Annotated in this window: 11 protein-coding genes, 2 tRNA genes, 1 riboswitch and 1 other annotated feature; of the genes, 1 reads left to right on the forward strand and 12 read right to left on the reverse strand. The window is 33.6% G+C overall.

The window, feature by feature from the left end:
* Positions 1-333 precede the first annotated feature (333 nt).
* From AC2FB1_RS08180 to serS, 11 genes are all read right to left on the reverse strand, one after another.
* Positions 334-406, reverse strand: a tRNA-Asp gene (locus AC2FB1_RS08180).
* A 5-nt stretch (positions 407-411) separates the two neighbouring features.
* Positions 412-486, reverse strand: a tRNA-Glu gene (locus AC2FB1_RS08185).
* Between the two features lie 282 nt (positions 487-768).
* A complete protein-coding gene (locus tag AC2FB1_RS08190) occupies positions 769-2,052 on the reverse strand; it encodes an adenylosuccinate synthase (RefSeq protein ID WP_490674752.1) in 1,284 nt (427 codons plus the stop codon).
* Positions 2,053-2,330: 278 nt separating this feature from the next.
* Positions 2,331-3,731, reverse strand: a complete 1,401-nt coding sequence (gene dnaB, locus AC2FB1_RS08195; RefSeq protein WP_490674753.1) for a replicative DNA helicase — start codon at positions 3,729-3,731, stop codon at positions 2,331-2,333.
* Positions 3,732-3,843: 112 nt separating this feature from the next.
* A complete protein-coding gene (gene rplI, locus AC2FB1_RS08200) occupies positions 3,844-4,290 on the reverse strand; it encodes a 50S ribosomal protein L9 (protein ID WP_490674754.1) in 447 nt (148 codons plus the stop codon).
* Positions 4,287-6,254 carry a DHH family phosphoesterase gene (locus tag AC2FB1_RS08205; protein ID WP_490674755.1) on the reverse strand — a complete coding sequence of 656 codons (1,968 nt, stop codon included), beginning with the start codon at positions 6,252-6,254 and terminating at the stop codon, positions 4,287-4,289. The genes rplI and AC2FB1_RS08205 overlap by 4 nt, the downstream gene beginning before the upstream one ends.
* A 27-nt stretch (positions 6,255-6,281) precedes the next feature.
* On the reverse strand, positions 6,282-7,193 hold the full coding sequence (locus AC2FB1_RS08210; protein ID WP_490674756.1) for a YybS family protein: 912 nt from the start codon (positions 7,191-7,193) through the stop codon (positions 6,282-6,284).
* Between the two features lie 90 nt (positions 7,194-7,283).
* Entirely contained in the window at positions 7,284-8,252 is a 969-nt protein-coding gene (metX, locus tag AC2FB1_RS08215; protein ID WP_490674757.1) for a homoserine O-acetyltransferase MetX, read from the reverse strand.
* A 72-nt stretch (positions 8,253-8,324) separates the two neighbouring features.
* Positions 8,325-8,426, reverse strand: a riboswitch (SAM riboswitch).
* 85 nt (positions 8,427-8,511) lie between these two features.
* Complete coding sequence (locus AC2FB1_RS08220; RefSeq protein WP_490674758.1) at positions 8,512-8,841, reverse strand: AzlD domain-containing protein; 330 nt, start codon at positions 8,839-8,841, stop codon at positions 8,512-8,514.
* Positions 8,838-9,533, reverse strand: a complete 696-nt coding sequence (locus AC2FB1_RS08225) for an AzlC family ABC transporter permease (RefSeq protein ID WP_490674759.1) — start codon at positions 9,531-9,533, stop codon at positions 8,838-8,840. Before AC2FB1_RS08225 ends, AC2FB1_RS08220 begins: the two co-directional genes overlap by 4 nt.
* A gap of 314 nt (positions 9,534-9,847) precedes the next feature.
* On the reverse strand, positions 9,848-11,131 hold the full coding sequence (serS, locus tag AC2FB1_RS08230; RefSeq protein WP_490674760.1) for a serine--tRNA ligase: 1,284 nt from the start codon (positions 11,129-11,131) through the stop codon (positions 9,848-9,850).
* Between the two features lie 74 nt (positions 11,132-11,205).
* Positions 11,206-11,409: a binding site (T-box leader), on the reverse strand.
* Between the two features lie 270 nt (positions 11,410-11,679).
* Between serS and AC2FB1_RS08235 the strand changes: the two genes are divergently transcribed.
* Positions 11,680-12,492, forward strand: coding sequence for an NAD(P)H-hydrate dehydratase (locus tag AC2FB1_RS08235; RefSeq protein WP_490674761.1), 813 nt, complete (start codon positions 11,680-11,682; stop codon positions 12,490-12,492).
* Between the two features lie 48 nt (positions 12,493-12,540).
* Here AC2FB1_RS08235 and AC2FB1_RS08240 read toward each other — a convergent pair.
* Positions 12,541-13,377: DNA gyrase C-terminal beta-propeller domain-containing protein (locus tag AC2FB1_RS08240; protein ID WP_490674762.1), on the reverse strand; the 837-nt coding region annotated here is incomplete at its 5' end.

Raw genomic sequence — 13,377 nt, forward strand, 5'->3', positions numbered from 1 at the left:
ATATTTAAAATTATAGAATAATATTAATTTAAAGTTTACCACTCTCGTTTTATATTACAAATAAGTTGAGCCCCTTGAATATTGGACAAAGGTCGTAGGAAGACTGATAACGTACATTGTTACAAAATGATGATAGAAGATAATACTTGAAAATTAAGGATTATATATAAAATATGTATAAAAAAGAGAGAAATATTAAAACTATGTTGCGGTGTCACCTATTTGTAATACACACATCGTTTTAATCACTATACTATTTATATATTTATAAAAATAAGAAAGGCATATTAAAAAAAGCATAAAAAAAATGCCTACCCTTTTGGATAAGCAATACGGTCTCGACGGGAATCGAACCCGCGATCTCCTGCGTGACAGGCAGGCGTGTTAACCGCTACACTACGAGACCTAAAATGGTGACTCCTACGGGACTCGAACCCGTGTTACCGCCGTGAAAGGGCGGTGTCTTAACCGCTTGACCAAGGAGCCATTCTTAAGCACAAGATAGATTATAGCATAGCTTTTATTTTAAAGACAAGAACTTTTTTACATAATTTTAATATTTTTTTATAATTCCTTAATTTTTAAAAAAAAAGAGTTGTATTGAAGGTATATTGTATGACAATACACTTTTTTATTTTTACATTCTTACTTCAACTTTAAATTATATGGTTATCATTTTCGTATTCTATGTATAAAAAACGTTGCCAAAGTGAGTCTCTTTGACAACGTTAAATGGATATATTTAATGGCTTTTCTTAGCACCTTGTTTTACCATAATTTTTCTAATAAATTTGTTTGCTCACGGTCGGGACCTACAGAGAAGATTGAAATATGAACTCCACATAATTCAGAAATACGTTCTAAGTATTTACGTGCATTTTCAGGTAATTCCTCTAGTGTACGACAACCTGTGATATCTTCAGTCCAACCAGGTAATTCTTCGAAGATTGGTTTGCAACGACGTAATTGATCTAAGTTTGCTGGATATTCTGTAATTGTTTCACCGTCTAACTCATATGCTGTACAGATTTTAACTGTATCTAAACCTGTTAAAACGTCAATTGAGTTAATAGATAAGTCTGTAATACCACTTACACGACGAGAGTGACGTAATACAACTGAGTCGAACCAACCTACACGACGAGGACGTCCTGTTGTTGTACCATATTCACGACCTACTTCTCTAATATGATGACCATCTTCATCGAATAATTCAGTAGGGAATGGACCATCACCTACACGAGATGTATATGATTTACATACACCAATCACTTTAGATACGAAGGTTGGACCTACACCAGTTCCAACTGTGACATTACCCGCAACAGGATTACTTGATGTTACGAAAGGATATGTACCATGATCGATATCTAACATAACTCCTTGTGCACCTTCAAATAATACTTTTTCATCAGCCACAAACGCATCATCTAAAATTTTAGATGTGTCTGTAACGAATTCTTTTAAACGTTGACCTGCTGCATAGTATTCATCAAACATTTCATCAAAGTGTGGGCATGTTTCGTTAAACATACCTTTGAAATATGCATTTTTTATCTCAATATTTTCTTTTAAACGTCTTTCAAATGTATCTTTTTCTAATAAATCAGCCATACGAATACCGATACGTTGTGCTTTATCTACGTAAGCTGGGCCAATGCCTTTTTTCGTTGTACCGATTTTATTATCTCCACGACGACGTTCTTCATATTCATCTTGTGCTAAGTGATACGGCAAGATGACTTGCGCACGGTTTGAAATACGTAAGTTATCTGTAGAAATACCACGTTCATTTAAACCATCTAATTCTTTTAGTAATGCAACAGGGTCTACAACGACACCATTACCAATTACTGCTAATTTATCTTTATAAAAAATACCTGATGGTACTAAATGTAATTTGTATGTTTCTCCACCAAATTGAATTGTGTGTCCTGCGTTATTACCACCTGAAAAACGCGCAATTACATCTGCTTGTTCTGCTAAGAAATCTGTAATTTTACCTTTACCTTCGTCTCCCCATTGTGTCCCAACTACTACGATTGATGACATGTGAGCACCTCCAAAGTTTTCTCAATTAACCACTAAGTATTCTATCAATACGTTTCATATAATGCAAATAAAAATCGAACATTAAAAATAGAATGAATACTATTTAAATAAACAAGTATATTTTATTAAAAAAACTTTAAAATTGTTAATTTAACAGTATTTCAAAGTAAATTTCTATAATTTTAATACACATACTTCACTTAGCATTCCTATTTAAAAACAAAATAAAAACCGTACATTTTTAATGATAATAAAAATAATGTACGGTAAAAAATTTTTTAAGACATCTCTGCATGTGCATAATCAATGTCTGTAAATTTATTATATTGTTTCATAAAGTGTAATTTCACTGTCCCTGTAGGGCCGTTACGTTGTTTAGCAATAATAATTTCAATTTCACCATTATCGTCATTTGATTGAGGTTCGAAATTGGTGCTATCGTCATCATCGTCACCATCGCCTCGATTATAGTAATCATCACGATACAAGAAAGCTACAATATCTGCATCTTGTTCAATTGATCCTGATTCACGAATATCACTCATCATTGGTCGTTTATCTTGACGTTGTTCTACACCACGAGATAGCTGACTCAATGCAATAACAGGACATTCTAATTCACGCGCGATTGCTTTTAACGTACGCGAGATTTCAGATACTTCTTGTTGTCTGTTATCTGAAAAACGTGATCCACTACCTTGAATAAGTTGTAAGTAATCAATCACAATCATATCAAGACCATGTTCTTGTTTAAGACGACGACATTTTGATCGTAAATCTGTAATACGAATACCTGGTGTGTCATCAATAAAAATCTTTGTTCTCGATAATTTACCCACTGCAATCGTAAATCGATTCCAGTCTTCTTCTGTCATTGTCCCTGTTCTTAAACGATTAGAATCTACATTTCCTGAACTACAAATCATTCGTGTCGCAAGTTGGTCGGCACCCATTTCAAGTGAGAAAATACCCACTGTATAGTTATCTTCATGAGTTGCTACTTTTTGAGCGATATTAAGTGCGAAGGCAGTCTTACCTACAGAAGGACGAGCTGCTAAAATAATTAAATCATTTCTATTAAAACCCGCTGTCATCTGGTCTAAATCGCGGTATCCAGTAGGAATACCAGGCGTTTGTCCACTATTTTGATCAAGCTCTTCTGCTGTCTCATATACTTGACCTAAGACATCTCTAATATCTTTAAAGCCATCACTTTGACGGTTTGCTGAAAGTTCAAGAATACGTTTTTCAGCATCACTTAAAATAGCATCTAATTCAAGCTCATTATTATACCCATCATTTGCAATACTGTCAGCTGTTTGAATTAATCGACGTTTAAGTGCAAGATTAGCAACTATATTTCTATAATATTCAATATTACGTGTCGTCGGTACATTATTCGACAATTCAGCTAAATATTGAGGGCCACCCGCCTCACTTAACGTACCTTCTTTCGTTAATTGTTCCATTAACGTGACTACATCAATCTCATGAGCATCTTCATTTAAGTTCATCATTGCTCTAAAGATATGTTGGTGTGCGCCTCTATAAAACGACTCAGGAAGTAATACCTCCTGAGTCGAACCTATTAATTCTGGATCTAAAATAATTGCACCTAAGACAGATTGTTCAGCTTCATTGTTATGGGGCATTTGTCTTTGATCATACATATTATCCATCAATCATTACACCCATCCATCTTAAAATTTTCGACATGCTAGTGCAACATTATATATTTTTCTATGAATTACCTTTAAAAAAGTGAAATACCTATTTGCGTTCCAAACTCTTTTATTTTTCTACAGTGTGTACGCGAATTGTACCTTCGACTTCTTTATCTAATTTAACAGGTACATTAGTATAACCTAACGCGTGAATACCGTGTGGTAAATCCATTTTGCGTTTATCAATTTTAATATCATGTTGTTCTTTTAATGCGTCAGCAATTTGTTTTGTACTAATAGAACCAAACAATTTACCGCCTTCACCTGTTTTAGCACTTACTTCAACTTCGATATCTTCTAATTTTGCTTTTAATGCTTTAGCATTATCAATTTCTTGTTGTCTATCCGCTTCAGCACGTTTATTTTGTTGTTCTAATTGTTTTAAATTACCTGGTGTTGCTTCAACAGCATATTTATTTTTTAATAAAAAGTTATTTGCGTAACCCACTGGCACGTCTTTAACTTCACCTTTTTTACCTTTACCTTTAACATCTTGTGTAAATATTACTTTCATGCATCTTCACTCCTACTCATTTGTTCTGTAATTGCTTGTTGTAATTGTTCGATTGCTTCTTCTATAGTAACGCCTTTAATTTGCGTTGCAGCATTTGTTAAGTGACCTCCACCACCTAAGGCTTCCATTGTTAATTGAACATTAATTGCACCTAGTGAACGTGCAGAAATGCCAATAAGGTTATCTTCACGTTTAGCTACAACGTAAGAAGCTTCAATACCTTCTAAACTTAACAATTCATCCGCAGCTTGTGCAACTGTTACAGGATGATATATTTTGTCATTAGAACCGTGAGCAATTGCAACACCGTTTTCTTGAACTTCCACCGTACGTATCAGTTCAGAACGATTAATATACGTATCAACATCATCTTTTAGGAATTGTTGCGTTAAAATCGTATCTGCGCCATGCGCACGTAAATAACTTGCGGCATCAAATGTTCTTGAACCAGTTCGTAATGTGAAATTACGTGTATCGACAATGATACCTGCATACATAATTGTAGATTCTAAACGTGATAATCGTTGTTCTGTTGGCTGATATTCTAATAACTCTGTGACAAGCTCTGCAGTTGAACTTGCATAAGGCTCCATATAAACGAGTAATGGATTTGAAATAAAGCTTTCTCCACGTCTATGATGATCAATGACAACTTTACGATTAGCTTTATTTAGAATATTTTCGTCTAATACCATTTCAGGTTTATGTGTATCTACAACAACAACCGTTGTTTTTGACGTCATCATATCCCAAGCTTCATCAGATGTCACAAATCGTTCTTTCAATTCAGGCTTTTTATCAATTTCTTCCATCACACGACTTAATGTTGGATCGATATCCTCTTCATTAAGTACCACATATGCTTCTAAGTTATTCATTGACGCAAATCGAGATACTCCAATAGCTGCTCCAACCGCATCTAAGTCGGGACGTTTATGTCCCATAATAATTACTTTGTCGCCTTCAGTTAAGATATCTTTCAATGCGTGAGAGATAACACGTGCTCTAACACGTGTACGTTTTTCCATCGGGTCAGTCTTACCTCCGTAGAAACGGACATTACCATTCATGTTTTTAATTGCGACTTGGTCTCCCCCACGACCTAAGGCTAAATCAAGTCCTGATTGAGATAATTCTCCAAGTTCAATTAAATCTTCGGTACCTTCACCAACGCCAATACTTAATGTCAATTGTGCACGGTAGCCTACACTTTTTTCACGTAACTGACTTAGAATTTCAAAATTAGAGTCTTCTATTTCTGCTAAGATTTTTTGATTTAAATAAGCTACGAATTGATCTGAACTATAACGTTTAAAATAAATATTATATTCAGTTGCCCATCGACTAATAATACGCGTCACCATTGAGTTGATTTCAGAACGTTGTGTGTCATTCATATTTTGCGTAATTTCATCGTAGTTATCTAAAAATAACGTTGCAATGATAGGCTTTGATTCTTCATATAATTCATTTGTATGTACTTTTTCTGTAATATCAAAGAAATATAAACAACGCTCTTCTTCAGAATAACGTACATTATAATGATACTGACCATGTTCAATTTCTATCTCTTGCACTCTTTCAAGTTGCTTAAGAATATTTGGAAAAACTTCATTGACTGATTCTGAGATGACATTGGTTTCTAGATGTTCAGACATATATTGGTTGATCCATTCGATGTGGTCTTCAGCATCAATTACGACTAAGCCAATTGGCAGACGTTTAATTGCTTTATTATTTCCTGCTGAAATATAACCACTCAGATTATCCACATAATTATCCATTTTTAATAATGCTTGTCTAATCAATACCGCACTAATCACAATCATAATGATTAAAGCAATGGCTGCAAATATTGAAATTAAGGGTTTAAATATAAAACCTAAAATAACAAGTGCAATCGCCGTAAGCACCATCAAAAAATAAGGAATAAGTAAGGCCTTTTTAGTGGATTGACGGTTCATTCTTCCACCTCTATTCACTTTTTAAAGTCATTTTTTAATCATTCGTTTTAAGTTAATTCCTAAATCAAGCACGCCAAGTAATGATACGATATGCGTAAATGGTGAAATAATTGTCCCCACGACCATTAATAATATAGATACCGCATCAGGTAATCGCTTAGCTTTTCCAAAGAAATGAATCAAACTCAATCCTTGGATATACATCAATAATGATAACACAACTTCGAAATTTAATACGATACTTTGGAATATACTTGGTTCTGTCGCAAACATCACACATACTAGCACAATCATGTAAATCCATAATAATGTACGACTCATTTGCCAAGCAAATAAAGGTTTAAAAATAGGTGTTGCTACTTTGAATTTACGTAAAATTGGAAATGTGATAATTACATTAATTAAAACTAAGAAAAAGACAATAATAATGATGTAACTTGGAAGTTGAACAGCCATTTGACGAAATCCTTCTTCTAGGATGGTCTTGTAGTCTGATTCAACGCCTGAACTTACAATCGCATTGTGCATTGCATCTTTTATTGGTTTAATCAATACTTCGGTATTTGGAATCTTTTTGAACGCTTGTAATAACATAAATGCAATTAACGTAAACATGCTTAAATACGTCGTTGCGATATATAAGATGCGCTCTTTAGATGTACGTTCTTTTAATAATTGGCCAATTATAAAACTTAGTAATAAAACTAAAATCATGGCACTTAATACAAAGGTATTCCCTAATAAGGTCGTGATGACTACAGTGAGTAAAGCCCCAATTCCAAATGTAGCTATTGATTTATGCCACATGATAATACCTGGAATGGTAGCGAATAAACATAGAATCAGACCAATCATCGGCAATACATACGTAACTAAAGCAACTGCTACAAGCACGATGGTTCCTATAATCATTGCTTTAGGATGTACTTTTGAAAACACATTCGCCACTCCTATACTTTTTTTGACTATAAGCTCTATTTTAACCTCTATATTCAATTAAAACAAATGTGTTATCTATTCTCTCACCTATTATTTTCGTTTGAATTTCGAAACTTTTAAAAAGTGATACAAGTTAGGCGCCCAGTCATTAAAATTAAGTAAAAAACCATCATGGCCTACATTGTCCGGAACAAAAAAGTGACGATTATATTTAAAACGTTCTCCTACTGCTCTTACTTGATCATCTGGATATAACAAATCATCTGTAAAGCCCATGGTTAATACTTTTGTATTTAAAGATTGAAACACCTCATCAACATCATCACGCTGACGATCAAGATTATGACTATCTAAGACATTCAACATTGTTAAATAACACGATAAATTATAGGATTCTTTAAACTTATTACCTTGATAACGTTGATAATTAATTACTTCATCTGGCGTAAAGCGCGCGTCATAACTTTTTGAAGAACGATATGTTAAAAATCCAAGTTGTCTTGCAATACTAAGTCCCTCTTTGCCTCCAATATGAATCGCTTCACGTGCAATTTCATTGAAAGCACGACTGTATGAAGAAGTTTTATCTGTAGCTGCTAAGATGACTGCCTTATCTACTTCAAATTGATGATTATATAATAATTCCATCACTTGCATGCCACCTAAACTGCCACCAATTAAAATATCGATTTTAGTAAATCCAAGTGCTTTTATTCCCAATTCAATTGCTTTAACAATATCTCTTAATGTTATTTTTTTAGGAAAATGAGAATCATTTAATGGTGAGCTTGAACCAAAAGGACTTCCAATAACATTAAAAGTAAGAAACTGGTAATCATATATTGGCATATAACCACCATCAATAATCTCACGCCACCATCCAGGATGTTCGTCTGTACCGTAAGTTAAATGATTACCTGTCAGAGCATGACAAACCACAACAAGCGGTTGTCCCGAATAACCTACATGCTCATAACGTAATTTCAGATTCTCAATCGTTTCACCTGATTCTGTTTTAAAAGCACCTAAATTTAATGTATCTACTGTATAATTTGTCATGCTATACCTCCTTAGAATAAAAAAAATCGCTTCCACTCTTAATTTTAAAAGTATGAAGCGACAATGCTTTAGTACTTATCATTCGAGTAACTCGTTGGTTGTAGCACCGTACAAATTATTTGCCGGTTGCTGAAGCTTCACAGGGCCAATTCCCTCTACTTCTCAAAATAAGAGTATCTATGTATGTATTTGAAATGTTTAATTTAAATATATTTTATCCAATTCTATAGATAACTTCAATGTGTACCCTATAAACGTTTTAAAAGAACCATCGTATACCTGCAATTAATACAACACCTACGATAATAGTAATGGTTAAACTACGTGTCACAAGTGCAATAATGACGGTAGGAATTGTTGCTACAATAAACGGAATATTCAATTCAAAGCCTTGTACACCTTCATGTTGAACAATAAAACTATCAATGACTAGTGCAGTAAATAATGAAATTGGAATAAACGACAGCCATTTAATGACTGCTTCCGAAAGCTGAATATGTGAAATCATTAAAAATGGTACGACACGTACAATCAATGTCACTAGTCCACATAAAACAATGAGTAAAAACATATGTCCAGTTATCGTCATCGATCCATCACCACCCCGAGTGTGGCAGCACTAATTGACGTGACAAGAATAGCCACATAAGATGGCATCCAACAACTTAAAATAAACATCATTATAATAACAAAAGCGATTAATGTAAGGTAAATTTTAATTTTAGAACGTGTAATAGTTTCAAATTGAGCCATAGCCAGGAAAATAAACATGGCTGTAATCGCAAAGTCTAATCCTAGCATGTCTGGATGAGAAATATATTTACCGAAAACAGCTCCCGCCACACAAGATATTGTCCAAAATAAATATGCAGTAATATTTAAGCCATGTAGCCAACGGTCATTAATAGTTTCACCTTTTAAATGTGGTGTGATTGCTACGCCAAATGTTTCGTCAGTAAGAATAGAAGATAATCCCAAGCGATTCCATATTCCATATTCTTTATAATTAGGGGCAAGCGTCATAGATAATAAAAAGAAGCGGGAATTCACAATTAATGTTGTTAACACAATTGCTGATATAGGTGTGCCAGCAATGACTAAAGCACAAATAATAAATTGTGCTGCACCTGCATAAACGAGTAAACATAACAGAAGGATTTCTAGAACACTAAAATGTTGAGAAGCTGCCACAATGCCAAATGATAATCCTATCCCAATGTATCCTAATAATGTTGGAATACATTCTTTGACCCCTTGTTGAAATGTCACATGTGACGTCATTTTAGCTCCCCCCTATATATATGTGTGTTTAAATTGAATATACATTTTAATTAAACTCAGTCTAAGATAATCTAAGATAACCTTCAATATTTTTAGACAACCGTTTGAGTGAGGTAAGAGAGAAGGTAGTTTTAAAACCTTGATATAAAAAGCATTTTAAAGATATCAGAAATTTTAGAAATTTTTAAAGTTACCTCTCTCAGAGTAGTCTTATTTTAGTAGGAAAATTAAATAAAAAGTAGGATAACACATAAAAAACACCTGAGACAATTTATTATGTCTCAGGTTCTTATTAGTTAAATTATATCTAATTATTAATTGACTGGGCGAATTTCTGTTTTACCACCCATAAATGGTACAAGTGCTTCTGGAATTGTGATTGAACCATCTTCGTTTTGATAGTTTTCTACGATAGCTGCAAATGTACGACCTACTGCAAGTCCACTACCATTTAATGTGTGTACTAACTCTGGTTTAGAAGAAGCATCACGTTTGAAACGAATATTAGCGCGACGTGCTTGGAAATCAGTACAGTTTGAGCAAGAACTAATCTCTTTATAGTCATTATAACTTGGTAACCATACTTCTAAGTCATATGTTTTACTTGCACTGAAACCAATATCTCCAGTACATAAAATGACACGACGATATGGTAATTTTAATTCTTCTAAAATTGCTTCAGCATTTTGAGTCATATCTTCTAATGCATCCCAAGAATCTTCAGGTTTTTCAAAACGTACCATTTCAACTTTATCAAATTGGTGTAAACGAATTAAACCTCTTGTATCTCTACCAGCTGATCCCGCTTCACTACGGAAACATGCAGTTTGACCAGTGAATTTTTCTGGTAATACACCTGGTTGGATAATTTCATTTCTGTAGAAGTTTGTTAATGGAACTTCTGCAGTTGGAATTGTATATAAGCCTTCTTTTTCAACTTTGAATAAATCTTCTTCAAATTTAGGTAATTGACCTGTACCAAACATTGTGTCTGCATTTACCAATTGAGGCGTCATCATTTCTGTATAACCATGTTGTGTTGTGTGTTTTGTTAACATATAGTTCATTAGTGCACGTTCTAATAATGCACCATCTTTTGTTAAATAAACGAATCGCGCACCTGATACTTTTGCAGCACGTTCGAAATCAGCCATTTTTAATTCTTCTACTAAATCCCAATGAGCTTTTGGTTCAAAATCAAATTCACGAGGTGTACCCCATTTTTTTAATTCAATATTTTCAGTATCGTCGGCACCTTGTGGTACGTCTTCGGCGATTAAGTTTGGAATACGAATTAAGATATCACGAATTTTGTTATCTACTTCATTTAATTTTGCATCATTTTCTTTAATTTCATCGCCTAATTCACGCATTTCTTTGATTACGTCATCAGCATTTTCTTTATTACGTTTTTTTTCAGCAATTTGATCGCTTACTTTGTTACGACGTGCTTTCATTTCTTCTGTTTTACCAATTAAGTCACGACGTTGATTATCTAATTCTAATACTTCATCAACAACCTTTGAATCATCTCCACGTAATTCAATTTTGCTCTTAACTTTGTCCGTTTCGTCTCTAAATTGCTTGATGTCTAACATATAATATTCATCCTTCCAAAAATTTATATTGAGTGAACATAGCGATTTAAAATAAAAAAAGACCACGTCCCCTTACAAGGGACGTGGTCTACGCGTTGCCACCCTATTTAACAATCTAATTAAATAAATTAAATTGCACTCCACTATCGATAACGGTTAAAACCGATTGTTCAATATAAGTAGGTAGATTCGCATAATAATTAATTGCTTGTTTTCACTAACCACAAGCTCTCTGAAATTAATAACATTATGTTACTTAGCCTACGAACAATACCTTATTAACTTAATTTTAATATAGCAAAGTCATATATATTTTTCAAGCAGTTATCCCACTCAAATTTAACAAACCACATATGTTAATATTCTGTCAATTTTAGCATTTATAAATTTGTTTAAAATAGTGTTGACGAAACGCTTAAGCAGGTATAATATTTTCTATTGTATTTAAAATGCACATGATATTTTCGCTTGTCTTAATAACTCATCATTTCATTGATTTAATATATAGAAGTTATGACTTTCGAATCTAAATAGGGAGGATTCAGCATATGGAAACATTAACTAATGTGACAATTCCTAAACGTAATGACGAAACACATAAAGGTGATTATGGAAAAATTCTTTTAATTGGTGGTAGTGCAAATTTAGGCGGAGCAATCATGTTAGCTGCACGCGCTTGTCTTTTTAGTGGAAGTGGTTTAATTACTGTAGCCACACATCCTACTAATCATGCAGCCATTCATTCACGTTGTCCTGAAGCAATGGTAATAGATATTAATGATACTAAAATGTTAACAAAAATGATTGAGAATACAGATAGTATTTTAATTGGACCAGGTCTTGGCGTTGATTTCAAAGGAAATAATGCGATTACTTTCTTACTACAAAATATTCAGCCTCACCAAAATTTAATTGTAGATGGTGATGCAATTACAATATTTTGTAAACTTAAACCTGATATTCCTAAATGTCGTGTTATCTTTACACCACATCAAAAAGAATGGGAACGTCTAAGTGGTATTCCTATTGAAGAACAAACGTATGAAAGAAATAGAGAAGTTGTGGATAAATTAGGTGCCACTGTAGTACTAAAAAAACACGGTACAGAAATCTTCTTTAAAGATAAAGAATACAAATTACCAATTGGCACACCTGCAATGGCTACAGGTGGTATGGGTGATACATTAGCTGGTATGATTACAAGTTTTGTAGGTCAATTTGATAGCTTACAAGATGCCGTTACAAGCGCAACTTATATCCATAGCTATATTGGTGAAAAACTTTCTGAAAAAATGTATGTCGTACCCCCTTCAAACTTAATTAGTCAAATTCCTTATGTAATGAAAGAATTAGAAAGATAAATAATAAAAATAAGACTTCCCTATATGTGGGAAGTCTTATTTTTACATTTAATTCTGATCTGAATCATTCTCGATATCTTCATTTACACGATCCATGAAATCTTGTCTTACTTCGATGCGTTCATCATCCTCATCAGATTCAGTATGCAATGCGTTACCAGGTGTTGTATCATCTACTACTTGTTCATTTGCACTTTCTGTAGTTTGAGCACTCGCATTTTCAGTTTGCTGTGCCGATTCAGTTGCAGCTTCATCATCAGTTTTATCAATGACTTTTGCAACTGTTGATACTGCTTGATTATCACCTAGTTTCATTAATCGCACACCTTGTGTGGCACGACCATTTTGAGAAATATCTTCAACTTGTAGACGGATAATAATGCCACCATCTGTTACAATCATTAAGTCTTCTTGACCATTTACTGTTGTAATACATACCACATTACCATTACGTTCTGTAATTTTAGCTGTTTTAATACCTTTACCACCACGATTAGATAAACGATATTCACTTACTGGTGTACGTTTACCGTAACCATTTTCAGTAACAACTAGAACTTCATCTTCACTTTCAGCGTATGCTACGTCTAAACCTACTACCACGTCATTTTCTCTTAAAGAAATACCTCTCACACCTGAAGCTGTACGACCTAATGGACGCAAACTATTTTCAGGGAATCGAATTAATGATGCATGTGCTGTACCAAGTAAAATGTCTTGTTTACCATCAGTATGACGAACTGCGATTAATTCATCATCTTCTTTAAAGCCAATCGCGATTTTACCATTTTTATTAATATGAGAGAAATTACTTAATGCAGAACGTTTAACAATACCTTTTTTAGTAGCAAAGACTAAGAAACTGTTCTCATCTTCTAAATCTCT

The sequence above is a fragment of the Staphylococcus sp. CoH_129_LAB_1 genome (assembly GCF_058191515.1).